The 26,544-nt window shown below is 50.1% G+C and carries 18 protein-coding genes, 1 tRNA gene and 3 rRNA genes; 7 read left to right on the forward strand and 15 right to left on the reverse strand.

The window, feature by feature from the left end; translation table 11 throughout:
- From dtd to typA, 4 genes are all read right to left on the reverse strand, one after another.
- On the reverse strand, positions 1-438 hold the full coding sequence (gene dtd, locus ACF2G4_RS14215) for a D-aminoacyl-tRNA deacylase (RefSeq protein ID WP_409075012.1): 438 nt from the start codon (positions 436-438) through the stop codon (positions 1-3).
- On the reverse strand, positions 435-1,304 hold the full coding sequence (locus ACF2G4_RS14220; protein WP_215848126.1) for a virulence factor BrkB family protein: 870 nt from the start codon (positions 1,302-1,304) through the stop codon (positions 435-437). The genes dtd and ACF2G4_RS14220 overlap by 4 nt, the downstream gene beginning before the upstream one ends.
- A 3-nt stretch (positions 1,305-1,307) precedes the next feature.
- Positions 1,308-1,904 carry a glucose-1-phosphatase gene (gene yihX / locus ACF2G4_RS14225; protein WP_409075013.1) on the reverse strand — a complete coding sequence of 199 codons (597 nt, stop codon included), beginning with the start codon at positions 1,902-1,904 and terminating at the stop codon, positions 1,308-1,310.
- A gap of 235 nt (positions 1,905-2,139) precedes the next feature.
- Positions 2,140-3,963 carry a ribosome-dependent GTPase TypA gene (typA, locus tag ACF2G4_RS14230; protein ID WP_215848124.1) on the reverse strand — a complete coding sequence of 608 codons (1,824 nt, stop codon included), beginning with the start codon at positions 3,961-3,963 and terminating at the stop codon, positions 2,140-2,142.
- 446 nt (positions 3,964-4,409) lie between these two features.
- On the opposite strand from typA, the gene glnA reads away from it, so the two are divergent.
- The 3 genes from glnA to glnG all read left to right on the forward strand — a co-directional run bounded on the left by glnA (position 4,410) and on the right by glnG (position 8,425).
- Positions 4,410-5,819 carry a glutamate--ammonia ligase gene (gene glnA / locus ACF2G4_RS14235; protein ID WP_215848123.1) on the forward strand — a complete coding sequence of 470 codons (1,410 nt, stop codon included), beginning with the start codon at positions 4,410-4,412 and terminating at the stop codon, positions 5,817-5,819.
- Positions 5,820-5,958: 139 nt separating this feature from the next.
- The gene (gene glnL, locus ACF2G4_RS14240) at positions 5,959-7,008 is read left to right on the forward strand and encodes a nitrogen regulation protein NR(II) (protein ID WP_215848122.1); all 1,050 of its coding nucleotides are present in this window, start codon (positions 5,959-5,961) and stop codon (positions 7,006-7,008) included.
- A 7-nt stretch (positions 7,009-7,015) separates the two neighbouring features.
- A complete protein-coding gene (glnG, locus tag ACF2G4_RS14245; RefSeq protein ID WP_215848121.1) occupies positions 7,016-8,425 on the forward strand; it encodes a nitrogen regulation protein NR(I) in 1,410 nt (469 codons plus the stop codon).
- 48 nt (positions 8,426-8,473) lie between these two features.
- On the opposite strand, the gene hemN is transcribed toward glnG, so the two are convergent.
- Together hemN and yihI are read right to left on the reverse strand one after the other, a co-directional pair.
- The gene (gene hemN / locus ACF2G4_RS14250) at positions 8,474-9,847 is read right to left on the reverse strand and encodes an oxygen-independent coproporphyrinogen III oxidase (RefSeq protein WP_409075014.1); all 1,374 of its coding nucleotides are present in this window, start codon (positions 9,845-9,847) and stop codon (positions 8,474-8,476) included.
- Between the two features lie 236 nt (positions 9,848-10,083).
- Positions 10,084-10,605, reverse strand: coding sequence for a Der GTPase-activating protein YihI (gene yihI / locus ACF2G4_RS14255; protein ID WP_215848120.1), 522 nt, complete (start codon positions 10,603-10,605; stop codon positions 10,084-10,086).
- 552 nt (positions 10,606-11,157) lie between these two features.
- Here yihI and yihA point away from each other — a divergent pair.
- Entirely contained in the window at positions 11,158-11,805 is a 648-nt protein-coding gene (gene yihA, locus ACF2G4_RS14260; RefSeq protein ID WP_215848119.1) for a ribosome biogenesis GTP-binding protein YihA/YsxC, read from the forward strand.
- A 421-nt stretch (positions 11,806-12,226) separates the two neighbouring features.
- Here the strand turns inward: yihA and polA are convergent, their stop codons facing one another.
- From polA to ACF2G4_RS14280, 4 genes are all read right to left on the reverse strand, one after another.
- A complete protein-coding gene (polA, locus tag ACF2G4_RS14265; RefSeq protein ID WP_243079961.1) occupies positions 12,227-15,016 on the reverse strand; it encodes a DNA polymerase I in 2,790 nt (929 codons plus the stop codon).
- A 376-nt stretch (positions 15,017-15,392) separates the two neighbouring features.
- Positions 15,393-16,022 (reverse strand): thiol:disulfide interchange protein DsbA, encoded by a 630-nt coding sequence (gene dsbA / locus ACF2G4_RS14270; RefSeq protein WP_409075015.1) that lies wholly within the window; start codon positions 16,020-16,022, stop codon positions 15,393-15,395.
- Between the two features lie 26 nt (positions 16,023-16,048).
- A complete protein-coding gene (locus tag ACF2G4_RS14275) occupies positions 16,049-17,035 on the reverse strand; it encodes a serine/threonine protein kinase (protein ID WP_243079959.1) in 987 nt (328 codons plus the stop codon).
- A 43-nt stretch (positions 17,036-17,078) separates the two neighbouring features.
- Complete coding sequence (locus tag ACF2G4_RS14280) at positions 17,079-17,354, reverse strand: YihD family protein (RefSeq protein ID WP_409075016.1); 276 nt, start codon at positions 17,352-17,354, stop codon at positions 17,079-17,081.
- A gap of 52 nt (positions 17,355-17,406) precedes the next feature.
- Between ACF2G4_RS14280 and mobA the strand changes: the two genes are divergently transcribed.
- Together mobA and mobB are read left to right on the forward strand one after the other, a co-directional pair.
- Positions 17,407-17,973: a molybdenum cofactor guanylyltransferase MobA gene (mobA, locus tag ACF2G4_RS14285; RefSeq protein ID WP_409075017.1), complete on the forward strand. Its 567-nt coding sequence runs from the start codon at positions 17,407-17,409 to the stop codon at positions 17,971-17,973.
- A gap of 1 nt (position 17,974) precedes the next feature.
- Positions 17,975-18,481 carry a molybdopterin-guanine dinucleotide biosynthesis protein MobB gene (gene mobB / locus ACF2G4_RS14290; protein ID WP_409075018.1) on the forward strand — a complete coding sequence of 169 codons (507 nt, stop codon included), beginning with the start codon at positions 17,975-17,977 and terminating at the stop codon, positions 18,479-18,481.
- Positions 18,482-18,576: 95 nt separating this feature from the next.
- Here the strand turns inward: mobB and rrf are convergent.
- The 4 genes from rrf to ACF2G4_RS14310 form a co-directional block, all read right to left on the reverse strand.
- Positions 18,577-18,692 (reverse strand): 5S ribosomal RNA (gene rrf, locus ACF2G4_RS14295).
- Between the two features lie 97 nt (positions 18,693-18,789).
- Positions 18,790-21,696 (reverse strand): 23S ribosomal RNA (locus ACF2G4_RS14300).
- Between the two features lie 214 nt (positions 21,697-21,910).
- Positions 21,911-21,985, reverse strand: a tRNA-Glu gene (locus tag ACF2G4_RS14305).
- Between the two features lie 90 nt (positions 21,986-22,075).
- A 16S ribosomal RNA gene (locus ACF2G4_RS14310) occupies positions 22,076-23,617 on the reverse strand.
- Together the 16S, 23S and 5S rRNA genes with 1 tRNA gene alongside form the textbook arrangement of a ribosomal RNA operon.
- A gap of 533 nt (positions 23,618-24,150) precedes the next feature.
- Between ACF2G4_RS14310 and mdtD the strand changes: the two genes are divergently transcribed.
- Positions 24,151-25,554, forward strand: a complete 1,404-nt coding sequence (gene mdtD, locus ACF2G4_RS14315) for a multidrug transporter subunit MdtD (protein WP_409075019.1) — start codon at positions 24,151-24,153, stop codon at positions 25,552-25,554.
- On the opposite strand, the gene rbsR is transcribed toward mdtD, so the two are convergent.
- A complete protein-coding gene (gene rbsR / locus ACF2G4_RS14320) occupies positions 25,551-26,534 on the reverse strand; it encodes a ribose operon transcriptional repressor RbsR (RefSeq protein ID WP_243079827.1) in 984 nt (327 codons plus the stop codon). The two genes, mdtD and rbsR, sit on opposite strands and share 4 nt — an antisense overlap.
- Positions 26,535-26,544: the final 10 nt, after the last annotated feature.

The following is a 26,544-nucleotide window of genomic DNA, read 5'->3' on the forward strand; positions in this document are numbered from 1 at the left end:
TCACACCTGCAACCAAAACGTTACAGGACCATCATTCACCAGCGCGACTTGCATATCAGCAGCAAAGCGGCCATTTGCTGTAATGACTTCCTGCTTGCGACAGCAGTCGCTGAAATAGTGATAAAGGCGTTCCGCTTTTACAGGCTCCGCACTACCTGAAAACGACGGTCGCATGCCTTTTTGTGTATCAGCCGCTAGCGTGAACTGCGAGACTACCAGCACGCTGCCGCCCGCTTGTTTAACGCTCAGGTTCATTTTGCCCTGCTCGTCGCTGAAAATGCGATAGCCCAATACACGTTCTGCGAGACGCTCCGCATGCTTCTCTTCATCCCCTTTTTCCACGCCCAGAAGAATCAATAGACCTGCGCCAATTTCCCCTATCACGCTGTGATCGACGCTGACGCTGGCGTGTTGCACGCGTTGAATCAATGCAATCATGGTTCCTCTCGTTTTAATTCTCTTTCTTGTTGTTTTAACTGGCGATAGTCATCCAACGTGGCGGTGATTTCAGCACCTAATAAGACAATGCACCACGTCCAGTAAACCCACAAAAACAGGATAGGGATGACGGCTAGCACGCCATAAATTAACTGGTATGAAGGGAACATCGTAACATACAGCGCAAAGCCCTTTTTACCCAACTCAAAAAGCGCACCGGCAATTAAGGCACCAATTAGCGCATCGCGTGGCGGCACACGTTTGGTTGGAACAATGCTGTATAACAACCAAAAAGCGAGCCACGACAACAGCAAGGGAAAGATACGCAACATCTGATCAATCAAACTGGTCACGCCTGTGGCATTTATCCAGCGTAGCGACAACAAATACGAGCTGATCGCCAGGCTGGCCCCGGCCAACAGCGGCCCCAGCGTTAAAATCATCCAATACACGGCGAATGAGTAAACCAGCGGGCGCTTTTTATCACTGCGCCAGATGTCATTGAGCGCGGCATCAACCGTATGCATCAGTAGCAGTGCGGTAACAATTAACCCCACCGCACCTACCGCCGTCATGCGATTCACGTTAGCCACAAATTGTTCAAGATAACGTTGCAGCGTGTTGCCTGCGGCAGGCATAAAGTTGTTGAAGATAAAGCTTTTCAGCTGCACGCTGACGTCAGAGAACACCGGAAAGGCAGCAAATAAGGCAAAGACCACGGCAATCAGCGGTACCAGAGCCAACAACGAGACGTAAGCCAGATTACCTGCCTGTGTTGTCATGTTGTCATCGTTAATGCGTTTCCACAGCAGTTTGAGCCACAACCAGAAGGCATGTAGCTTAGGACGGTATCTTCGCAACATCATGGTTTAGTGCTGGCTCGCAAACCAGTTGGGCACAGTTTTATTGTCAGTGACTAATACGCTTTCAATGCCTAATGCACGTGCCGCTTCAATATTTTGCTGGTTGTCATCAAAGAACACCGCGTGATCGGCGCTAACACCTTCAGTATTCAATACATGCTGATAGATGCGTGCTTCTGGCTTGCGCATGCCCAGATCCTGCGACTGGTAAAGTTTGTCTGCTGCTTGTTGAACTTCAGGATATTGCGTTGGCCAGAAAGCATAATGCAGCTTATTGGTATTAGACAAAATTACCACGCGATGGCCTTCGGCTCGCAGTTTATGCATCAACGCCAAGGTATCAGGACGTACGCCGACAAAGACTGCCTGCCAGCCTGCCGTAAACTGCTCATAGCTCAGGGCAATGTCCAGTTTTTCACACAGTGCAGCCGCAAATGTTTCATCGCTGATTTCGCCGCGTTCGTGTTGTTCAAACTCCTCATCCATATGGAAATGGCTTTGCAAAGATGCCAGCGGTACTCGACTCAGATCGCTCCAGACGCCTAATACGCGGTTGAAGTCGATATCGATGATCACATTACCTAAATCAAATATGTACAGCATGGTGCCTCCTTCTATTCCCTGGATTATTCACTCTAGCGGCAAAAGCCGAGGCTGAACAGGCAACAGCGAAGAGAAAGCTACGAAGTGGAAGCTGCCGCAAGAAAGCGACAGGCTGGTGCTACGCGGGCGGGGTCATTTAGCCGGAGAAGTTAAAATCACACCAAAATCAGAATATGGCAGGCAAAAAAAAGCCCCGCATTGCGGGGCTCATTATTAAACGACTGTAACAGACAGATTAAACGTCTTTGCTACCGCGTGAAGCACGCTTACGGTCGTTCTCAGTCAGGTGACGTTTACGGATACGTACTGACTGCGGCGTCACTTCTACCAGTTCGTCATCATCGATGAACTCGATCGCCTGCTCAAGAGTCATCTTGATTGGCGGAACCAGAGTTGTCGCTTCGTCAGTACCAGAAGCACGCATGTTGGTCAGCTTCTTACCGGTCAGACAGTTAACAGTCAGGTCGTTAGAACGGCTGTGAATACCGATGATCTGGCCTTCATATACTTCTGCACCGTGACCCAGGAACAATTTGCCGCGATCCTGCAGGCTGAACAATGCAAACGCAACTGCTTTGCCTTGGCCGTTAGAGATCAGTACGCCGTTCTGGCGCTGGCCCACTTCGCCCTGACGAATATCGTCATAATGGCTGAAGGTGGAGTACAGCAGGCCGGTACCGGAAGTCATGGTCATGAATTCGTTACGGAAGCCAATCAAGCCACGGCTTGGGATCACGTAGTCGAGACGTACGCGGCCTTTACCATCCGGATCCATGTTTTTCAGATCGCCTTTACGCTCACCCATGGCTTGCATTACTGAGCCTTGGTTATTCTCTTCGATATCCAACGTAACGTTTTCGAATGGCTCTTGTTTGCGGCCATCGATTTCACGGAAGATAACTTTCGGACGGGATACCGCCAGTTCGAAACCTTCACGACGCATGTTTTCAATCAGTACAGAAAGGTGAAGTTCACCACGACCTGATACGCGGAACGCATCAGCATCTTCGGTTTCTTCAACACGCAGCGCAACGTTGTGAACCAGTTCTTTGTTCAGACGCTCAAGGATCTGACGTGAAGTCACGTACTTACCTTCTTTACCGCAGAACGGTGAGGTGTTGACGTTAAAGAACATGGTTACGGTTGGCTCATCAACGCTCAGGGCTGGCAACGCTTCAACATTTTGCGTGTCGCAAATAGTGTCAGAGATGTTCAGCTCGCCCAGACCGGTGATCGCGATGATGTCGCCCGCTTCTGCCATATCAGTATCGATACGTTCCAGACCCAAGTGGCCCAGCACTTTACCGACTTTACCGTTACGGGTTTTGCCTTCGCTATCAATGATAGTCACTTGCTGGTTCGGCTTAACTTTACCGCGCTTGATGCGGCCGATGCCGATAACGCCCAGATAGTTGTTGTAGTCCAACTGCGAAATCTGCATCTGCAGTGGCGCGTCAGCTTCAACCTGTGGCGGAGAAACGTGGTCAACAATTGCCTGATACAGCGGGGTCATGTCGTCCGCCATGTCAGTGTGTTCCAGACCCGCGATACCATTCAGCGCAGAAGCGTAAATGATAGGGAAGTCGAGCTGTTCGTCGGTCGCATCAAGGTTAACGAACAGGTCAAATACCTGATCAACAACCCAATCTGGACGTGCGCCAGGACGGTCAATTTTGTTGATAACCACAATCGGCTTCAGACCATGCGCGAACGCTTTTTTGGTCACGAAGCGGGTTTGCGGCATAGGGCCATCCATCGCATCTACAACCAGCAGCACCGAATCCACCATGGACATGACGCGCTCAACTTCACCACCGAAGTCGGCGTGTCCTGGGGTATCAACGATGTTGATACGGTAGTCATTCCACTTAATGGCGGTGTTTTTTGCGAGGATGGTAATCCCACGCTCTTTCTCCAGGTCATTGGAGTCCATCACGCGCTCAGTAGCTTCGGTACGGGCATCGAAGGTACCGGATTGTTGCAGCAGTTTGTCAACCAGGGTGGTCTTTCCATGGTCAACGTGCGCGATGATGGCGATGTTACGCAAATTTTCGATCACAGCTTTGCCTCAGGCATTTATAGAAATAGAAATAGCGCGCTATTGTACACGGATTAAGCGGAAGACTGAACATGATCACACTTTTCACTGAAAGTTTATTGCATTGGGGGAAATTCGCACTGTTCTCGGTGCAGAAAATGCACTAAGTTGGCGTGACGCACCAAATTGGTGCTGATATTTGCGTGAAAAGCACAATCTTGGTGCAAGGCATCCATACTGGTGCAGCGCAAGAGAGATAAGAGAGCGCATTATAGCGCTATTTAGCACGATGACAGAAAGTTGGCACAGAATTCGCTTTATATTAATCAAGCGAAAACGACAGTTAGACAACGGTTGAAGAGCTTGCCGAGATTCAGTTGGTTAGGAATGGTTGTAATAAGAGACGCATTCCAGGCAACGAAGTTCTCTCACCATGTAGACAATGACCATTTCCAGGAGAGTTGAGTATGTCCGCTGAACACGTTCTCTCGATGATGAACGAGAATGAAGTTAAGTTTGTTGACCTGCGTTTTACCGATACTAAAGGTAAAGAACAGCACGTTACTATCCCTGCTCACCAGGTTAACGCTGACTTCTTCGAAGAAGGCAAAATGTTCGATGGCTCCTCCATCGGTGGCTGGAAAGGCATTAACGAATCAGACATGGTGCTGATGCCTGACGCAACCACGGCGGTAATGGATCCGTTCTTCGAAGATTCTACGCTGATCATCCGTTGCGACATTCTCGAGCCAGGCACCATGCAGGGCTACGATCGTGATCCACGTTCAATCGCAAAGCGCGCTGAAGATTTCCTGCGCTCTTCTGGCATCGCGGACACCGTGCTGTTCGGACCAGAACCAGAATTCTTCCTGTTTGATGACATCCGTTTCGGTTCTTCTACTTCCGGCTCACACGTTGCTATCGACGATATCGAAGCAGCCTGGAACACCGGTAAAGAGTACGAAGGCGGTAACAAAGGTCACCGTCCAGGTCTGAAAGGCGGCTACTTCCCCGTTCCACCTGTTGACTCAGCTCAGGACATCCGTTCTGCCATGTGTCTGACCATGGAACAAATGGGTCTGGTAGTAGAAGCGCATCACCACGAAGTGGCTACTGCTGGTCAGAACGAAGTGGCAACCCGCTTCAACACCATGACCAAAAAAGCTGACGAAATTCAGATCTACAAATATGTTGTGCACAACGTTGCACATGCATACGGTAAAACTGCGACCTTCATGCCGAAGCCAATGTTTGGCGACAACGGTTCTGGTATGCACTGCCATATGTCACTGTCTAAAGGTGGCGAGAACCTGTTCTCTGGCGACAAGTACGGCGGCCTGTCTGAAATGGCGCTGTTCTACATCGGCGGTATTATCAAGCACGCTAAAGCAATCAACGCCTTAGCTAACCCGACTACCAACTCTTACAAGCGTTTGGTCCCGGGTTATGAAGCACCGGTTATGCTGGCTTACTCCGCGCGTAACCGTTCTGCATCAATCCGTATCCCAGTTGTTGCTAGCCCGAAAGCACGTCGTATTGAAGCGCGCTTCCCGGATCCAGCGGCAAACCCATACCTGGCGTTTACTGCTCTGCTGATGGCTGGCCTTGACGGCATCATCAACAAGATCCATCCTGGCGACGCGATGGACAAAAACCTGTATGACCTGCCGCCGGAAGAAGAAGCTGAGATTCCAAAAGTGGCTGGCTCACTGGAAGAAGCGCTGAACGCACTGAACGAAGACCGCGAGTTCCTGACCCGTGGCGGCGTGTTCACTGACGAAACCATCGATGCCTACATCACCCTGCGTAAAGCTGAAGACGACCGCGTTCGCATGACTCCGCACCCGGTAGAGTTCGAGCTTTACTACAGCGTTTAATCAATTTTAGGTTTTATGTTGCCGTGGAAATTTTTAGCCCATCTTCGGATGGGCTTTTTTCTCCGCGAATTCATCGTTCATTCGCCTGAAATTCGGCTTAAATACTACAATGCACTCACTTAGTGCAAAGGAACGCTGTATGGCAACTGGCTCTCTGCCCGATGCAGGGCAGATTCTCAATTCATTAATCAACAGTATTTTGTTGGTGGATAACGATTTGGTTATTCATTACGCCAACCCGGCGGCGCAGCAATTACTGGCGCAAAGCTCACGTAAATTGTTCGGCACGCCGTTACCTGAATTAACCGGCTACTTTTCGCTGAATGTTGAGGTGATGCGTGAAAGTCTTGAGGCTGGCCAGGGATTTACCGACAGTGAAGTGACGCTGGTTGTGGATGGCCGCGCGCACATTATGTCACTGACGGCGCAACGCTTGCCTGATGGTTTTATCCTGATGGAAATGGCGCCGATGGATAACCAACGTCGTCTTAGTCAGGAACAGTTACAGCACGCCCAGCAGGTTGCAGCGCGCGATTTGGTTCGTGGTCTGGCACATGAAATTAAAAATCCGCTGGGAGGGTTACGGGGTGCTGCGCAATTGTTATCACGTGCGCTGCCCGATCCGTCGCTGAACGAATACACCAAAGTTATTATTGAGCAGGCGGACCGGTTGCGAAACCTGGTAGATCGCCTGTTAGGGCCGCAGCAGCCTGGCATGCACATCACTCAAAGTATTCATCAAGTCGCTGAGCGCGTGGTGAATTTGGTGTCGATGGAGCTGCCTGACAACGTCTCGCTGGTGCGCGATTATGACCCCAGCTTGCCGGAATTGCCGCATGACCCGGATCAAATTGAGCAGGTTCTGCTGAACGTAGTACGCAACGCCCTTCAGGCGTTGGGTGAAGAAGGCGGCACAATCATTATTCGTACCCGCACGGCGTTTCAGTTAACGCTGCATGGCACGCGATATCGCCTGGTGGCGCGCATCGATATAGAGGATGACGGCCCGGGTATTCCAGCTCAACTGCAAGATACGCTGTTCTATCCGATGGTCAGCGGGCGTGAAGGCGGCACCGGTTTAGGCCTTTCAATCGCACGCAGCTTGATCGATCAGCATTCAGGAAAAATAGAATTTAACAGTTGGCCTGGTCACACCGAATTCTCGGTTTACTTGCCTATTCGCCAGTGAGGTTTCTATGCAACGAGGGATAGTCTGGATCGTCGATGACGATAGCTCCATCCGCTGGGTGCTTGAACGCGCGCTCACTGGAGCCGGTTTAAACTGCGCCACTTTTGACAGCGCAAGCGAGGTGCTAGATGCACTTTCGACCAAAACCCCAGATGTTTTATTGTCAGATATTCGCATGCCGGGTATGGATGGGCTGGCGCTGCTAAAACAGATTAAACAGCGTCATCCGATGTTGCCCGTGATTATCATGACGGCGCATTCTGATTTAGATGCTGCGGTCAGTGCTTACCAGCAAGGTGCGTTTGATTACCTGCCGAAACCTTTCGATATTGATGAAGCGGTCGCGCTGGTTGAGCGTGCTATCAGTCATTATCAGGAACAGCAGCAGCCGCGTAATCAGCCAGTTAGCGGGCCAACAACCGATATTATCGGTGAAGCGCCTGCCATGCAGGATGTATTCCGTATCATTGGTCGCCTGTCGCGCTCGTCAATCAGCGTACTGATCAATGGTGAATCGGGTACCGGTAAAGAGTTAGTGGCGCACGCGCTGCATCGTCATAGCCCACGGGCAAAATCGCCATTTATTGCCCTGAATATGGCTGCCATTCCCAAGGATTTGATTGAATCCGAGCTGTTTGGTCATGAAAAAGGCGCCTTTACTGGAGCGAATCAGATTCGGCAGGGCCGTTTCGAGCAGGCCGACGGCGGCACACTATTTTTAGATGAAATCGGTGATATGCCTTTAGATGTGCAAACCCGCTTGCTACGCGTTTTAGCTGATGGCCAGTTTTATCGTGTTGGCGGCTATGCGCCTGTAAAGGTCGATGTTCGCATCATTGCTGCTACGCATCAGAACCTTGAGCTGCGAGTACAGGAAGGCAAGTTCCGTGAGGATTTATTCCACCGTCTGAATGTCATCCGGGTACATTTGCCACCGCTGCGCGAGCGTCGCGAGGATATTCCTCGTCTGGCGCGTTATTTCCTGCAGGTTGCTGCGCGAGAACTGGGTGTCGAAGCGAAAATTTTGCATCCTGAAACCGAGACAGCATTAACGCGCCTTCACTGGTCCGGTAACGTACGCCAGTTGGAAAATACCTGTCGCTGGCTAACGGTGATGGCGGCTGGCCAGGAAGTACTGATTCAGGATCTGCCTTCAGAGCTGTTTGAATCGAACACACCAGAAAATCCAGTGCAATCACTGCCTGATAGCTGGGCAACGTTGCTGGCACAGTGGGCCGATCGCGCTTTACGTTCCGGTCATCAAAACTTGTTGTCAGAAGCACAGCCGGAGATGGAGCGCACGCTGCTGACTACTGCGCTGCGACATACGCAGGGCCATAAGCAGGAAGCGGCACGTTTGTTGGGCTGGGGACGTAATACCTTGACTCGCAAGCTAAAAGAGCTCGGCATGGAATAAGTGTTGAGATGAACGGCTGGAGCATTGCTTGTGCTTCAGCCGTTTACTTTAGATAACGCGCGAAAACTGCTGCTGACGCGCCTTTTGGCGCAGATAAACATCAAAGCACATACAGATATTCCGAATGAGTAAACGCCCCACTCCCGTAACCTGTAGCCCTGTCGCGCTATGCTCCACCAGCCCATCCGCAATCAATGGTTTCAATAGCGTTAAATCCTCAGCGAAATAGTCGTTAAAGTGTATATTCCATTGCGCTTCTACCGCTTTAAAATCCAAAGAAAAATTGCATATCAGCATTTTTATCACGTCGCGACGTAAACAGTCGTCCTGGCTCAACGTTAGACCTCGCCATAAGCCATTACCCGTGCTGCCCACGCTTTCATACCACACATTGAGCGCTTTTTGATTTTGCGCATAGCTGTCACCGATCATGCTAATTGCCGACACACCCAGCCCAAGCAAGTCGCTATCGCCCTGCGTGGTATAACCCTGGAAATTACGATGAAGCAGGCCTGCACGCTGAGCCACTGCCAGCTCATCCTGCGGCTTTGCGAAATGATCCATACCGATGAACTGATAACCCTGCTGCGTTAGCATAGCGATGGTCTCATGAAGGATAACAAGCTTCTGCGAGGCAGAAGGCAGCTCCTCCTCTTTGATTTTGCGTTGAGCAGCAAATAGCGTAGGCATATGCGCATAATTAAAGACGCTGAGGCGATCGGGATTGAGCTCAGTAACGCGCTTTAAAGTAAAGGCGAAGCTTTCTGGCGTTTGCAGTGGCAAACCATAAATTAAATCGATGCTGGTTGAGCTAAAGCCTTGCTGGCGGGCTCTTTCCATCAAACCAAAAATGACATTTTCATCCTGCACGCGATTAACGCGCTCCTGAACGGCTTTATTAAAATCCTGTACGCCCATACTCAGGCGATTAAAGCCCAGCGTACGCAGGTGATCGATCATATCTAATTCGATTTCACGTGGGTCAATCTCGATCGACATTTCCACGTCTGCCGCCACGTCAAAATGCTGCTTCAGCAAGGTGACCAAACGGGTAATTTGCGCTTTATTCAGGAAAGTCGGCGTGCCGCCGCCCCAGTGAAGCTGAGTCACTCGACGCTGGCGAAAAAAAGGCGAACGTTGGCGAATTTCTTGCTCTAACACATCCAAATAGCGATCGGCTTTATGCAACTGGCGCGTCACAATTTTATTGCAGCCGCAGAAATAACAGAGGCGATGACAAAACGGAATGTGGATATAGAGAGATAAAGGGCGATCGGGGTAACGCGCTACCGCTCGTTGGAAATCATCTTCTGCATAGTTTTCGTTGAACTCGAGCGCGGTGGGATACGAGGTATAGCGTGGACCGGCGTAATTGTACTTTTCAATTAACGCCTGATCCCACTCGATCTGCTGCGATGACATACTTATTCCTTCCGGTGACGTCGTCTAAGAGAAGGTCGCGATGCAGAAGAGGAGAAAGGTGAGCGGGATGATGAAACCCGACTTATACGATGCTTCAGACGCGACAGGCGTCGTAGTTTAATCAATAACCAAAGTAGATAACATGTAAGTAACAGCGCGAAAATTGATCCAGGCCAAAACATTCGTGTTTACCTGTTAAGCCCGGCATGCGCAAACACACATGCCGGTCAAAAAGCTTAGTTGCCTTTCAGCAGACGATACATATCTTCTTCGGCTTGCTCGTCTTCGTCGTCATCCATGGCGATGCCTAACTGCTCCATCAGCTCATCGATACGATCAAGCGCTGCGTCTAACCAACCTTGATCTTCAGCGGAGAGCGTTTCACCGCCTTCAAGGCGATCAAGCAGATTATCCAAACGGGGATCGTTTTCCAGCTTCGCCAATTCTTCTTCAGGCGTTAGACGCACTTTCTCAACGGCAGGTTTGGTTGGCGCCTTTTTCACTTTAGCCGGTGCGGTTTGACCTTCAGCGCCTAACGCGATCGGCTTCTTACTCCCGATACGCGGATCTTTAGCTGTAGTGCCTGAGCCGCCGTTTTTGCTGCCCTTGGTTTCGGGATTCGCACGGCTGCCTGACGCATGACCGCGATGCTTTTTATCGCGCTTGCGGTCACGTGCTTCAATGTTTATTTCTTCACGCGATTTGCGTTTGGCCTTGGCGGCAGGTTTGCCGTTCGCAGCTCGTGCAGGTTGCTTCATAGTGTTTTATCTCAGCGTTTTTATTCAGTATAGAATTGCGGCGAAATCTAGCAGAAAGCAGACAAAGAAAAAAGGCGACAGCTTAAGCTGTCGCCTTATTTCACACCTTCATAAGAAGGAATCATGTTTTAAATCCTTTTTGGCTCGCAACATCCCGGTTATTCCCGCGCCAGCTCATCTCCTGAGCATCTCCTTTTCCTTGTCCGGTCCCAATCCTTGACCATTTCCACTCCATCGCTCTTCATCTTCATGACATTCCTGAGCGCATCATCCTAATGGGTGCTGCCATGCACTGCACAATAATGTAGACCAATTAGTAAAACCCTCAAGCCAGACTTGTCTTGAGTTTCGATGGAAAACCCGTACTTTTTATTTAAATAAATGAATTTTAATGATTTATTTTTTTAAAAAATTAAATAAAAGAGGATATAACTGCCACTTTTAATGGCAAATCTCTTACAAAAAAGCCTAAAAGGATGCCATTGAGCACTTTCGCGCCATAACGCGTATAATCAGCGCCATTGCCCGAATACGTATTTTTGGAGTGTCATCTTGCCTGAACTAAATTATCACGTTACCCGCTTTATTCTTAGCGCCCCTGACATCCGTCATTTGCCATCTGACACCGGTATTGAAGTGGCCTTTGCTGGACGCTCTAATGCCGGTAAATCTAGCGCACTCAACACGTTAACCAATCAAAAAAGTTTGGCGCGCACCAGTAAAACGCCAGGCCGTACGCAATTAATTAACCTGTTTGAGGTGAGCGAAGGCAAACGTCTGGTCGATTTACCGGGTTATGGCTATGCCGAAGTACCAGAGCAGATGAAGTTGAAATGGCAACGTGCACTGGGCGAATATCTGCAAAAACGTCAGGCGCTGAAAGGGTTGGTGATTTTGATGGATATTCGTCACCCGCTAAAAGATCTCGATCAACAGATGATCCAATGGGCAGTTGAAAGCAATATAGAAGTACTGCTATTGCTGACCAAAGCCGACAAATTGGCATCAGGCGCGCGTAAAGCACAGCTTAATGCAGTTCGTGAAGCTTCAGCAGCATTCATGGGCGATGTGCAAGTTGAGATGTTTTCGTCATTGAAGAAGATCAATGTCGATAAAGTACGCCACAAGTTAGACAGCTGGTTTAATGAATTAGAACCGGCGCGCGAAGAAGAAGATGCAGAGAGTGATTCTGAAGAATAAGTAGAAGATGATTAGCGGCCAGAGCGCCGCTTCCAGACAAAGCCCAATAAAAAACGCCCCAGTCATATAATGACTGGGGCGGCTAGAATTCAGCCAAATCCGATTACGTGAAGTAAAAGGTCTGAAAGATAGAACATCTTACCTCTGTACCCTACGCCTCGAACTTTACCTGATTTTTTCTGCGCCACAAAGGATTTTTTGTAGCTGGCTTTCATAACTTGACAGTTTTTTTACCTGGCGCGTCACAAAAATGATTCTTAGATGTAGTTTAATTACCAAAAAAATGCTTAGTCGTTAAAGAGTTAGTGAACGCATATTTTTTCAGGCTCAAAGAGGCATGGCTGAACCGATTAAGTAAACAATTTACTTATGGTTCTGAGTGGGCCTGTAAAAAAGCGCCTTTACAGGCCCAAAGTCAAATTCAGTGGGCCTGATCCCAGTTATCACCGACGCCGACTTCCACCAGCAACGGCACATCTAATTTCATACTGCCTTCCATTAATGTACGGATCTGCTGGCTTGCTGACTCAATTGCATCTGCGTTGACTTCAAACACCAATTCATCGTGTACCTGCATGATCATCTTCACCGCGTTGTCATCCTGCTGTTCAAGCCAGCCATCTACGGCAATCATCGCCCGCTTAATGATGTCTGCAGCTGTGCCTTGCATCGGTGCGTTAATCGCTGCACGTTCGGCAGCTTTACGGCGTATTGCGTTACTGGATGTGATGTCCGGCAACCACAGTCGACGCCCATCAAGCGTTTCGACATAGCCTTTTTCGGCGGCTAACTGTCGCGTATTTTCCATATAACGCAGCACGCCTGGATAACGTTCAAAGTATAAATCCATATACCTTTTCGCTTCTCCTGCACCAATGTTCAACTGCCGCGACAGCCCGAACGCACTCATGCCATAAATCAGACCGAAGTTAATCGCCTTTGCGCTGCGACGCTGCTCACCGCTTACCTTGCTCAGCGCAACACCAAACACCTCTGATGCCGTGGCGCGGTGAATATCTTCTCCTTGGGCAAAGGCATCTAACAGGCCTTTATCCTGGGAGAGATGCGCCATAATGCGCAGTTCTATCTGTGAGTAGTCAGCCGCAACGATACGGTTTCCCTTAGCGGCAATAAAAGCCTGACGAATACGACGTCCTTCGTCATTGCGCACTGGAATGTTTTGCAGATTAGGATCGGTAGATGACAGGCGTCCGGTTGCGGTAACGGCTTGATGATAAGAGGTATGAACGCGGCCGCTCAGAGGATTTATCATCATTGGCAGTTTGTCAGTATAAGTCGACTTCAATTTAGATAAACCACGATGCTCCAAAATGACTTTTGGCAGCGGATAATCTAATGCGAGTTCGGCTAACACCTCTTCGCTGGTCGATGGCGCACCGCCAGGCGTTTTCTTAGTAGGCTTAATACCCTGCTTTTCAAACAGAATAACCTGAAGCTGCTTGGTGGAAGAAAGGTTAAACGGCTCACCGGCCAACTCGTGCGCTTTTAATTCAAGCTCCGCCAAACGCGTGGTAAGTTCTTTAGAATGCTGTGCCAGAATATTTTGATCGATCAACACGCCATTTCGCTCAATGCGTGAAATTACCGTCAATAAAGGCATTTCAATCTGCTCGAAGACTTTTTTCGGACCCGCTTCTTTTTCTAGCTCTGGCCACATTTTTAAATGCAACTGCAGCGTAACGTCAGCATCTTCAGCAGCATAATGCGCCGCCTGCTCTAACGCTATCTGGTTAAATGTGAGCTGATTTTTACCTTTTCCGGCAATCTCTGTGAACGTCACCGTTTTATGTTTGAGCCAGCGTGCAGAAAGGCTATCCATGTCATGCTTGCCGACCACACTGTTGAGAATATATGACTCCAGCATGGTATCGAACTTGATGCCTGCAAGCTCAATATCGTAATTCTTCAGCACCCCACGGTCATATTTTAAATTTTGACCGACTTTAAAGGCTGTGCTGTCTTCCAGCAGCGGTTTGAGCTGTGCCAGCACCGTTTTACGATCAAGCTGCTCAGGCGCATCAAGGTAATCATGTGCGACAGGAAGATAAGCGGCTTCACCGGGCGCAACAGCAAAACTGATACCGACGATATTGGCACTTAATGTATCCAGCGAATCGGTTTCTAAATCAAACGCAAAAACATCGCTTTTTCTCAGTTTTTCAATCCAGCTATCAAATGTCTGCTGATCAAGGATAGTGACGTAGCCATCTGCAGAAAGCACGCTGACGGTCTCGGTCGGCTGTTCAGCCGGTTCATCAGGTAAGATCTTCTGGGCGGACTGATTGTTTTTTTTACCTTGTAGCCACTTTCCATCTTGTAAGTCGGCTAACCAACGCTTGAATTCATAACGGCTAAACAGCGTTTGCAGTGCAGCGACATCTGGTTCGCTCACGGTTAGCTGCTCGCACGTCAACTCCAGTTCAACATTGGTTTTGATCGTTGCCAGCTGATAAGACAGGAATGCGACGTCACGATTCTGTTCCAGCTTCGTCGCCATGGTTTTGGCTCCTCGGAATGACAAATCAGCAACTTTATCCAAATTGTCATAAATGGACTGCATACCGCCCAAGCCTTGCAGCAATGCTTGTGCCGTTTTTTCACCCACGCCCGGTACACCCGGAATGTTATCCGAGCTGTCGCCCATCATGGCGAGGAAATCAATGATCAGCGAAGGTGGTACGCCATATTTTTGTTCCACCTCATCTGGGCCAAGGATCGTGTTAGTCATGGTGTTGATTAGCGTAATAGCGGGTGTGACAAGCTGCGCCATATCTTTGTCACCCGTACTGATCAAAACAGAGCGACCTTTTTGCTCTGCTTCTAACGCTAACGTACCGATTACGTCATCTGCCTCAACGCCACTTACCGCGAGTAAAGGCAAACCCATAGCCTTTACCATTTCATGTAACGGCTCTATTTGCGCGCGCAGATCATCAGGCATCGGTGGGCGATGAGATTTATAGTGTTCAAACAGTTCATCTCGAAAAGTCTTGCCTTTGGCATCAAAGACCACAGCAACATGACTTGGATTGTATTGAGTTAACAGGCTCTTAAGCATGTTAAGCACACCATACATGGCACCAGTCGGCTCGCCAGCGCTGTTGGTCAGCGGCGGAAACGCGTGATACGCGCGATAAAGATAGGATGAGCCATCAACCAGAATCAGTGGATTTTCTGCTATTTGCGCCATAAGTCTGTCTATTCTTCGTTGCCATGGATTGGTCTATAAGGATGCCACAGCTTGGCGAGAATGTTGAATTATGGCGGTAAATCACCGTCATTTTTGATGCAAATGAGGCGAGGATCGCAACGATCATGCTGTGGATAACTTTGTGCGTAAAAATCATAACGTTTAATTATTTACATAACAAAAGAATTATCTTTCTGAGTAATATCTTTTAATACATTGAGTTATAGAAAGTCAGTGACCCGATCGAGGTTTTTAATTACGTGATCCCTTGTGTGGATATTAAAATTATGCCCTGGAGATTGGGTAGTGCATTTATAAATTTAATACAAATAAAAAACGCCAGCTAAACTGGCGTTTTTTGGGCAGATTGCAGGTATTACTTTTTCTCAACCAAGAATTTAACGACGTTGGCATAATCTGCTACGAAGTTATCCATTGAGCTCGTATCCAAACCGCCATTATTTACCATGTATTTGCCATTAACGAAAATCGCCGGCACGCCTTGTAAATTAACATCGGCTGCCGCTTTCTGCTGCTGAGCAACCAATGCCTTAACGGCAAAACTGTTCCATGCAGCATCATATTCGTTAGAAGAGATACCCGCCGCTTTAACGAAAGTCTCTTTCAAACTAGCGGCATCATTGATGGTTTGGCTTTTTTGAATGCCATCAAAAATAGGTGCGGTGACTTTACTTTCAACGCCCAATGCTATTGCAACCGCCCAGGCCTGCGTCACAACTGGACCAAAATCGCCGCCCAGGAAATCAACATGGTATTTAACCACTTTTACGTTTTCGGGCAGGTTCTTTTTCACGGCATCACTGACGTGGTAAGTGCGTTCGAATTGGTAGCAATGGGGGCAGAAAAAAGAGAAAAACTCCATCACCTGAGGTTCACCTGCGACCGGCTTCTGCAGACTGACATACTGTTTACCATCATCAAATTGTGCAGCAGACGCGCTAAACGCCAGCACTAAACCAATCAGTGCAAACCAAATCTTTTTCATCGTGAAAAACTCTCCTGACTTCTTCATTAAAATTGCGGGGTAAGCTGTAGAGGAGGTTCCTGTAACAACTTTTCCTGCTCGGTAAATAGTGAAATCTGTCTGCGCCAGAAATCTTCATCTGTCATCCATGGAAAGGCGCGTGGAAAAGCCGGATCCTGCCAACGGCGCACTACCCAGGCCAAATAATAAACCATGCGCATCGCGCGTAAAGGCTCAATCAGTGACAATTCATTAATATCGAAGTCGCTGAATTCACTGTAGGCCTCTAGCAAAATATCCCATTGAATTCGCTGCTCCTGACGATCGCCGTTGATCAGCATCCAGAGATCCTGAACAGCAGGACCGTTTCTGGCATCATCCAAATCGACAAACAGTGGGCCATCGCGCCATAAAATATTACCCGGATGGCAATCGCCGTGTAATCGTAGCGGCTGCCATGCATTATGCCAGCGCTGCTGCAGAGTGATGCCAAGCTTGTCGACTGCCTGTAATAAGCTGGCTTTGAGCTTAGCAGGCACTAAGTTGCTCTGTTCTAATACCTGGCGAGGCTCATGGATATATTCATCCAGGCCCATCGTTGGCCGATGCTCAAACAGCGCCTTACGCCCCGTTTGGTGAATGCGCCCTAAAAAACGGCCAACCCATTCCATCTGATCTTCATTATCAGTTTCATATTGGCGGCCGCCCAAACTGGGAAAGACAGCAAAAAAGAAACCAGAATGCATCTGCAACGTTTTTTCATTCAGAATCAGTGGAGCCGCAACAGGAACTTCATCAGCCAACAAATCCAAAGCGAATTGATGCTCTTCATTAATTTGCTCTGCATTCCAGCGCTGTGGACGGTAAAACTTTGCCACATAACGGCGTTTGTCATCATCGCTAAACTGATAAACGCGATTCTCATAACTATTTAGCGCTGTCAGCCCTGACTCGACACGAATCCCTGTATCCCATAGCGCATCAAGGATCACGTCGGGATTCAGCGTCTGGAATGTGAAAGCGGCTTCGCTCATTTTTTACCTATGTAGTCTCATGCTGTTAGCCAGCAAGGATACATTACTCGCCATCTTTAATGACACCTCGGGCACGCAGTAATGCCGTTTTAAAATCGACTTCATAATCTTTTTTCAGCCCAGGAATCTCATCGCTCTGAGCGCAGTCACGCATTTTCAGATGGTAAATCAATACGTCGTCCGTTAATTCACTTAATGGGCCACTGTATCCAGACTGTTGTGCGAGTTTCTGTAAAAATGGTATCAGATTGAGATCGGGTTCCTTTTGCCAGGCAGGTTGTAGTAATTCAATTAACTCATTCAGTCGATGGCATTTCATCTGGGGATCCTCACAACGTGATTAACAGAAAGCTAAAAGCGAGGGCATGATTATGTCAGCATTAACCGGCGTCATCTTGGCCGGTGGTCAAGGCCGCCGCATGGGTGGTCAGGACAAAGGACTATTGCTGCTCAATGGCATACCGCTTTATCAGCATGTTCTTCAGCGGCTTGAGCCGCAAGTCGACATTGTCATGATTAGCGCCAACCGTAACATTGATCGTTATCAGTTGAGTGGCTGCCAGGTCATACAAGATGCTATTACCGATTATCCAGGCCCATTGGGCGGCATTTTAAGTGCGCTCAAGGTGATTCCTGGTGACTGGGCGGTATTCTGCTCTTGCGATACGCCAGCAATTCCTCTCGATTATGTGCATCAACTCTTACAGCAAAAAGGTGATGCACCCGCTGTATGGGTGTGCTCACGAGAACGCGATCATCCTACATTGGCGCTAATACATCGATGTGTCGCAGATGCGCTCGAGATTTATTTACAACAAGGCCAGCGTCGCTTAATACAGTTTTTGACAGAACAAGGTGGCCATGCAATACAGCTCAACGATGATGAGTCAGCTTTCCGTAACATAAACACGCCCGAGGATCTGTTAAAAGTACTCTGATATGACAGCGAAAATACTTGCTATAGCCGCCTGGAGCGGTACAGGAAAAACGACACTGCTACAGAAAGTTATTCCTTTACTTAAAAAGCGTGGCATCCGTGTTGGCTTAATCAAGCATACCCATCACGATGTGGATATTGATACGCCAGGCAAAGATAGCTACGTGCTAAGAAAGGCCGGGGCCGATCAAGTCATCGTCGCCAGCTCGCAACGCTGGGCGTTAATGTGTGAAAACGCCGATACAGAAGAGTTCGATTTGAATTATTTAGTAAGCCGTATGGATACTTCTAAGCTGGATTTAGTTTTGGTGGAGGGATTTAAAAACGAAGCTGTGCCTAAAATTGTTTTATGGCGGGCGGGTACTGAGGAAAGCGCTGAGGCCTTAACCGGCGGGCACGTTATTGCCGTGGCCGGCGATGCCTGCCCGGCGCTTCACGTCCCCGTTCTGAACATCAGCCGGCCTGACCGGGTGGCTGACTTTATCGCCGGCTGGCTTGCCGGCCGCTGAGCCGGCGGTATTTAGCGCTTGCCGCTGCCGTCTGCCCGGATGCAGGACGTAAAAAAGCCCTTTGCGGATGCAAAGGGCTTTTTTACTTATTTGATGCCTGGCAGTTCCCTACTCTCGCATGGGGAGACCCCACACTACCATCGGCGCTACGGCGTTTCACTTCTGAGTTCGGCATGGGGTCAGGTGGGACCACCGCGCTACAGCCGCCAGGCAAATTCTGTTGTCCCGCGCCGCTTTCGCCGCGCAGGGTTATCCGTCGAACAAGCTGAAAATCTCTGTCTCTACAACCAAAACGCCTCTGGCGTTGTAAGGTTAAGCCTCACGGGTCATTAGTACCGGTTAGCTCAACGCATCGCTGCGCTTACACACCCGGCCTATCAACGTCGTAGTCTTCAACGTCCCTTCAGGACCCTCAAGGGGTCAGGGAAAACTCATCTCGGGGCAAGTTTCGTGCTTAGATGCTTTCAGCACTTATCTTTTCCGCACTTAGCTACCGGGCAGTGCCACTGGCGTGACAACCCGAACACCAGCGGTGCGTTCACTCCGGTCCTCTCGTACTAGGAGCAACCCCCCTCAGTTTTCCAGCGCCCACGGCAGATAGGGACCGAACTGTCTCACGACGTTCTAAACCCAGCTCGCGTACCACTTTAAACGGCGAACAGCCGTACCCTTGGGACCTACTTCAGCCCCAGGATGTGATGAGCCGACATCGAGGTGCCAAACACCGCCGTCGATATGAACTCTTGGGCGGTATCAGCCTGTTATCCCCGGAGTACCTTTTATCCGTTGAGCGATGGCCCTTCCATTCAGAACCACCGGATCACTATGACCTGCTTTCGCACCTGCTCGAGCCGTCACTCTCGCAGTCAAGCCAGCTTATGCCATTGCACTAACCTCACGATGTCCGACCGTGATTAGCTGACCTTCGTGCTCCTCCGTTACTCTTTAGGAGGAGACCGCCCCAGTCAAACTACCCACCAGACACTGTCCGCAGCCCGGATTACGGGCCTACGTTAGAACATCAAGCATTAAAGGGTGGTATTTCAAGGTTGGCTCCACGCGGACTGGCGTCCGCGCTTCAAAGCCTCCCACCTATCCTACACATCAAGGCTCAAGGTTCAGTGTCAAGCTGTAGTAAAGGTTCACGGGGTCTTTCCGTCTTGCCGCGGGTACACTGCATCTTCACAGCGAGTTCAATTTCACTGAGTCTCGGGTGGAGACAGCCTGGCCATCATTACGCCATTCGTGCAGGTCGGAACTTACCCGACAAGGAATTTCGCTACCTTAGGACCGTTATAGTTACGGCCGCCGTTTACCGGGGCTTCGATCAAGAGCTTCTCCTTGCGGATAACCCCATCAATTAACCTTCCGGCACCGGGCAGGCGTCACACCGTATACGTCCACTTTCGTGTTTGCACAGTGCTGTGTTTTTAATAAACAGTTGCAGCCAGCTGGTATCTTCGACTGGCTTCAGCTCCGGGAGCAAGTCCCTTCACCTACGCGCCAGCGTGCCTTCTCCCGAAGTTACGGCACCATTTTGCCTAGTTCCTTCACCCGAGTTCTCTCAAGCGCCTTGGTATTCTCTACCTGACCACCTGTGTCGGTTTGGGGTACGATTTTGTGTTACCTGATGCTTAGAGGCTTTTCCTGGAAGCAGGGTATCAGTTACTTCAGCACCGTAGTGCCTCGTCGTCACGCCTCAGCCTTGAGGCCGTCCGGATTTACCTGGACTGCCAGCCTACACGCTTAAACCGGGACAACCGTCGCCCGGCTAACCTAACCTTCTCCGTCCCCCCTTCGCAGTAACACCAAGTACAGGAATATTAACCTGTTTCCCATCGACTACGCCTTTCGGCCTCGCCTTAGGGGTCGACTCACCCTGCTCCGATTAACGTTGAACAGGAACCCTTGGTCTTCCGGCGAGCGGGCTTTTCACCCGCTTTATCGTTACTTATGTCAGCATTCGCACTTCTGATACCTCCAGCAGACCTCACAGTCCACCTTCGACGGCTTACAGAACGCTCCCCTACCCAACGGCGCTTGCGCGCCGCTGCCGCAGCTTCGGTGCATGGTTTAGCCCCGTTACATCTTCCGCGCAGGCCGACTCGACCAGTGAGCTATTACGCTTTCTTTAAATGATGGCTGCTTCTAAGCCAACATCCTGGCTGTCTGTGCCTTCCCACATCGTTTCCCACTTAACCATGACTTTGGGACCTTAGCTGGCGGTCTGGGTTGTTTCCCTCTTCACGACGGACGTTAGCACCCGCCGTGTGTCTCCCGTGATAACATTCTCCGGTATTCGTAGTTTGCATCGGGTTGGTAAGCCGGGATGGCCCCCTAGCCGAAACAGTGCTCTACCCCCGGAGATGAGTTCACGAGGCGCTACCTAAATAGCTTTCGGGGAGAACCAGCTATCTCCCGGTTTGATTGGCCTTTCACCCCCAGCCACAAGTCATCCGCTAATTTTTCAACATTAGTCGGTTCGGTCCTCCAGTTAGTGTTACCCAACCTTCAACCTGCCCATGGCTAGATCACCGGGTTTCGGGTCTATACCCTGCAACTTAACGCCCAGTTAAGACTCGGTTTCCCTGCGGCTCCCCTATACGGTTAACCTTGCTACAGAATATAAGTCGCTGACCCATTATACAAAAGGTACGCAGTCACCCCATAAAAGAGGCTCCCACTGCTTGTACGTACACGGTTTCAGGTTCTGTTTCACTCCCCTCGCCGGGGTTCTTTTCGCCTTTCCCTCACGGTACTGGTTCACTATCGGTCAGTCAGGAGTATTTAGCCTTGGAGGATGGTCCCCCCATATTCAGACAGGATACCACGTGTCCCGCCTTACTCATCGAGCTCACAGCTTGTGCACTTTTGTGTACGGGACTATCACCCTGTACCGTCGGACTTTCCAGACCGTTCCACTAATGCACAAGCTGATTCAGGCTCTGGGCTGCTCCCCGTTCGCTCGCCGCTACTGGGGGAATCTCGGTTGATTTCTTTTCCTCTGGGTACTTAGATGTTTCAGTTCCCCAGGTTCGCCTCGCAACACTATGTATTCATGTTGCGATGATGCACTGAGTGCACCGGGTTTCCCCATTCGGACATCGACGGCTGTAGCGGTTCATATCACCTTACCGTCGCTTTACGCAGATTAGCACGTCCTTCATCGCCTCTGACTGCCAGGGCATCCACCGTGTACGCTTAGTCGCTTAACCTCACAACCCACAGGCGTTTTGCAACGCTGCGTGCTGTAAGCATTTGAGAGACTCGAACGCGTCGCCTGTGCACCCCTTATTACGGAGGGATGCGGCGCGCGTCGTTTCAATTTTCAGCTTGTTCCGGATTGTTAAAGAGCAATATCTCAAACACGGCTGAAAAGCCGGCTTTGAGATATTTTGTGGAGACACCTTTCACCTGTCACCAAGCAAGTGGCGTCCCCTAGGGGATTCGAACCCCTGTTACCGCCGTGAAAGGGCAGTGTCCTAACCGCTAGACGAAGGGGACACAAAGGTGTGTCACGACTTCGCAGCCGTCTTGCTCATTACTTTTCTATCAGACAATCTGTGTGAGCACTTCGCGGGAGGTATCTTCAGGTAAGGAGGTGATCCAACCGCAGGTTCCCCTACGGTTACCTTGTTACGACTTCACCCCAGTCATGAATCACAAAGTGGTAAGCGCCCTCCCGAAGGTTAAGCTACCTACTTCTTTTGCAACCCACTCCCATGGTGTGACGGGCGGTGTGTACAAGGCCCGGGAACGTATTCACCGTGGCATTCTGATCCACGATTACTAGCGATTCCGACTTCACGGAGTCGAGTTGCAGACTCCGATCCGGACTACGACGCACTTTGTGAGGTCCGCTTGCTCTCGCGAGGTCGCTTCTCTTTGTATGCGCCATTGTAGCACGTGTGTAGCCCTACTCGTAAGGGCCATGATGACTTGACGTCATCCCCACCTTCCTCCGGTTTATCACCGGCAGTCTCCTTTGAGTTCCCGACCGAATCGCTGGCAACAAAGGATAAGGGTTGCGCTCGTTGCGGGACTTAACCCAACATTTCACAACACGAGCTGACGACAGCCATGCAGCACCTGTCTCAGAGTTCCCGAAGGCACCAAAGCATCTCTGCTAAGTTCTCTGGATGTCAAGAGTAGGTAAGGTTCTTCGCGTTGCATCGAATTAAACCACATGCTCCACCGCTTGTGCGGGCCCCCGTCAATTCATTTGAGTTTTAACCTTGCGGCCGTACTCCCCAGGCGGTCGACTTAACGCGTTAGCTCCGGAAGCCACGCCTCAAGGGCACAACCTCCAAGTCGACATCGTTTACGGCGTGGACTACCAGGGTATCTAATCCTGTTTGCTCCCCACGCTTTCGCACCTGAGCGTCAGTCTTCGTCCAGGGGGCCGCCTTCGCCACCGGTATTCCTCCAGATCTCTACGCATTTCACCGCTACACCTGGAATTCTACCCCCCTCTACGAGACTCAAGCCTGCCAGTTTCAAATGCAGTTCCCGGGTTGAGCCCGGGGATTTCACATCTGACTTAACAGACCGCCTGCGTGCGCTTTACGCCCAGTAATTCCGATTAACGCTTGCACCCTCCGTATTACCGCGGCTGCTGGCACGGAGTTAGCCGGTGCTTCTTCTGCGGGTAACGTCAATCGACGCGGTTATTAACCGCATCGCCTTCCTCCCCGCTGAAAGTACTTTACAACCCGAAGGCCTTCTTCATACACGCGGCATGGCTGCATCAGGCTTGCGCCCATTGTGCAATATTCCCCACTGCTGCCTCCCGTAGGAGTCTGGACCGTGTCTCAGTTCCAGTGTGGCTGGTCATCCTCTCAGACCAGCTAGGGATCGTCGCCTAGGTGGGCCATTACCCCGCCTACTAGCTAATCCCATCTGGGCACATCCGATGGTGTGAGGCCCGAAGGTCCCCCACTTTGGTCTTGCGACGTTATGCGGTATTAGCTACCGTTTCCAGTAGTTATCCCCCTCCATCGGGCAGTTTCCCAGACATTACTCACCCGTCCGCCACTCGTCACCCAGAGAGCAAGCTCTCCTGTGCTACCGTCCGACTTGCATGTGTTAGGCCTGCCGCCAGCGTTCAATCTGAGCCATGATCAAACTCTTCAATTTAAGTTTGATTTGCTTAAACAAGTTAAGCGGTGCTCATCTGTAAAACGTCATAATGAATTTCATTATGTGTTCACTCGTGAGGCTTGATATTTTTTACGTCCTAAGACGCTGATATCCATCCTGCGAGTGCCCACACAGATTGTCTGATAAATTGTTAAAGAGCAGTGCGAACAGCGGCCTGGCCGGTCTGTCGCGAGGGGCGTATAATACGCTTTCCCTCCTCAGAGTCAACCTCTTTTTCAGAAGCTTTTCTCCGTCGACCCAGTTTCCTGCGTCTCCTGAACCGCCATCCCGTTGCCGGTTTGCCGTGTCAGTGGAGGCGCATTATAGGGAGTTCTTCCGGGCTGACAAGTATTTCTTTGAATAAAATTACTGACCGTCTCTTTTTTAAACGAACGGGTTAAAAACAGGCATTTCCTGCCGGAATAACGCACAGAAAACCGCTCAAACAGCAAAAACGCGCATACCCAGCATTGTTGCCAATGCTATTCTTTTTCAATCTTACTGCTGGATAACCCTTAAAAGGATGCTCAATGATTCGATCCGCGCGCAGTATGGCCGGTCTGCCATGGATAGCTGCCATGGCATTTTTCATGCAGGCACTGGATGCCACCATTCTCAACACTGCTTTACCTGCTATAGCCACCAGCCTTGAACGTTCTCCCCTTGCGATGCAATCCGCCGTCATTAGTTATACGTTGACTGTTGCCATGCTAATTCCTGTCAGCGGTTGGCTTGCCGATCGCTATGGCACGCGCAAAGTATTTATTGTGGCGGTTTCGCTATTTACGTTGGGTTCGCTGGCTTGCGCCTTTTCACAAACGCTCTCAATGCTGGTTATCTCGCGCATTATTCAGGGTGTCGGCGGTGCGATGATGATGCCCGTTGCGCGACTTGCTTTGTTACGCGCCTATCCGCGCAGTGAATTATTGCCCGTGCTTAATTTTGTCACTATGCCGGGTTTGGTCGGCCCAATACTGGGTCCTCTGCTCGGTGGGGTAATGGTGACTTACGCCACGTGGCACTGGATATTCCTAATTAACATTCCTGTCGGCATTCTTGGCATTTTCTATGCGCGAAAATATATGCCGGACTTCACCACGCCTAAACGTCGCTTCGATTTCCTTGGTTTTATGCTGTTTGGCTTTGGATTGGTGATGATCTCAATCGGTATTGAGTTATTTGGTGAGCGTATCGTCTCTGCCTGGCTGGCCGCAGGCATATTGTGCAGCGGAGTTTTATTACTTCTTCTTTATATAATGCATGCGCGCCGTCATCCTTCACCGCTGATCAGCCTACCCATGTTTAAAACCCGCACCTTCTCAGTCGGCATTATTGGCAATATCGCTTCGCGTCTGGGTACTGGATGCGTGCCGTTTCTCATGCCATTGATGCTGCAAGTTGGTTTTGGTTATTCGGCGATTATTGCTGGATGTATGATGGCACCTACCGCAATCGGATCGATTTTGGCTAAATCAACGGTAACGCAGTTGCTGCGCTGGTTTGGCTATCGTCGTGTGTTAGTCAGCATCACCGTCATTATCGGTATTCTGATCGCCACGTTTTCGCTACAGTCACCCGCAGAAAGCGTTTTCCTCTTATTAATACCGCTGTTTATTCTTGGCATGGCAATGTCGACACAGTTTACGGCGATGAACACCATAACTTTGGCCGATTTAGATGATGACAACGCCAGCGGCGGCAACAGCGTGCTTGCCGTAACGCAGCAGCTGGCGATCAGTTTTGGTGTTGCCGTCAGCGCCGCGGTGCTGCGCTTTTATCAGGAGTTTGAAACCAGCACTGTGCAGCAATTCCATGAGACCTTCCTGACAATGGGTGTGATCACAGTATTGTCAGCGCTGACATTCATGATGCTGCGCAATGGCGATGGCCGCAATTTGATCAGCAATCGCGATAAAAAGAAGAAAAAGGCTTAAGCGGAGCCGCGTACAATCAGTTCCGGCGTCAGCACCAACGTTTGCTGGCTGACGTCGGGATCGCGCAGACGATGGATCAAGGTATCAATCGCCAACTCGCCCAGTTCATTTTTTGGCTGATGGATGGTACTTAACGGCGGCGATAAATAACGCGCCAGTTCAATATCGTCATAGCCCATCACCGCCATGTCCTGAGGAATCTGCAATCCCGCCTGATACAACGCATGATAAACGCCAACCGCCATGGCATCGTTACTGGTGAACACCGCTTGAGGAGGGGTTTCAAGCGCGAGCAGCTCAATCATCGCGTTGTAACCGCCCTGGAATTCAAAATCTCCCTTCACTATATATCCCGGCAAGATATCCAGACCATTTTTCGCCATCGCATTCTGATAACCCTCAAGACGCATGCGCGCCGGGGTTTTATCCAGTGGTCCCGCAATGCAGGCGATTTGCGTATAACCGCTGTCGATTAAATGCTGCGTGGCCAGTTCGCCGCCCAGTAAGGCATTGTCCTGAATAATGTCGCCGCGCCCTTCAAACGGCGCCCAGTCCATCATTACGGTAGGAATAGAAGGATAGCGGTTGAGAATATCCGCTGAAGGTAGATGACTTTCCGTGCACATGATCAGCAGACCATCAACACGCTTTTGCAGCAAGGTTTCCAGGCTACGATTCATCCGCTGCTCATCGCCTGCGGTATTACACAAGATCAGACTGTATCCGCGTTCATAACAACTGTCTTCCACGCCGCGTACCACTTCGGCATAAAATGGGTTACTGCTGGCGGTAAGCAGCATGCCGATGGTGTGCGTTTGGTTGATCTTCAAGCTGCGTGCCAACGCTGAAGGCGCATAGTTCAGTTCGCGGATGACTCGCTCAACTTTTTCACGTACGCCCTCGCTCACAAAACGATTGTTATTAATAACGTGAGAAACAGTTGAGGTTGAGACGCCCGCTCTACGGGCGACATCTTTCATGGTAGCCAAG

Origin of the sequence: Pantoea phytostimulans (assembly GCF_046118715.1) — a bacterium.
Classification (GTDB): Bacteria; Pseudomonadota; Gammaproteobacteria; order Enterobacterales; family Enterobacteriaceae; genus Pantoea; species Pantoea phytostimulans.

Bases quoted from the DNA above. Each gene is read 5' to 3' on its own strand.
- dtd (WP_409075012.1), bottom strand. From the start codon at position 438: ATGATTGCATTGATTCAACGCGTGCAACACGCCAGCGTCAGCGTCGAT.
- ACF2G4_RS14220 (WP_215848126.1), bottom strand. From the start codon at position 1,304: ATGATGTTGCGAAGATACCGTCCTAAGCTACATGCCTTCTGGTTGTGG.
- yihX (WP_409075013.1), bottom strand. From the start codon at position 1,904: ATGCTGTACATATTTGATTTAGGTAATGTGATCATCGATATCGACTTC.
- glnA (WP_215848123.1), top strand. From the start codon at position 4,410: ATGTCCGCTGAACACGTTCTCTCGATGATGAACGAGAATGAAGTTAAG.
- glnL (WP_215848122.1), top strand. From the start codon at position 5,959: ATGGCAACTGGCTCTCTGCCCGATGCAGGGCAGATTCTCAATTCATTA.
- glnG (WP_215848121.1), top strand. From the start codon at position 7,016: ATGCAACGAGGGATAGTCTGGATCGTCGATGACGATAGCTCCATCCGC.
- hemN (WP_409075014.1), bottom strand. From the start codon at position 9,847: ATGTCATCGCAGCAGATCGAGTGGGATCAGGCGTTAATTGAAAAGTAC.
- yihI (WP_215848120.1), bottom strand. From the start codon at position 10,605: ATGAAGCAACCTGCACGAGCTGCGAACGGCAAACCTGCCGCCAAGGCC.
- polA (WP_243079961.1), bottom strand. From the start codon at position 15,016: ATGGCGCAAATAGCAGAAAATCCACTGATTCTGGTTGATGGCTCATCC.
- dsbA (WP_409075015.1), bottom strand. From the start codon at position 16,022: ATGAAAAAGATTTGGTTTGCACTGATTGGTTTAGTGCTGGCGTTTAGC.
- ACF2G4_RS14275 (WP_243079959.1), bottom strand. From the start codon at position 17,035: ATGAGCGAAGCCGCTTTCACATTCCAGACGCTGAATCCCGACGTGATC.
- ACF2G4_RS14280 (WP_409075016.1), bottom strand. From the start codon at position 17,354: ATGAAATGCCATCGACTGAATGAGTTAATTGAATTACTACAACCTGCC.
- mobA (WP_409075017.1), top strand. From the start codon at position 17,407: ATGTCAGCATTAACCGGCGTCATCTTGGCCGGTGGTCAAGGCCGCCGC.
- mobB (WP_409075018.1), top strand. From the start codon at position 17,975: ATGACAGCGAAAATACTTGCTATAGCCGCCTGGAGCGGTACAGGAAAA.
- mdtD (WP_409075019.1), top strand. From the start codon at position 24,151: ATGATTCGATCCGCGCGCAGTATGGCCGGTCTGCCATGGATAGCTGCC.
- rbsR (WP_243079827.1), bottom strand. From the start codon at position 26,534: ATGAAAGATGTCGCCCGTAGAGCGGGCGTCTCAACCTCAACTGTTTCT.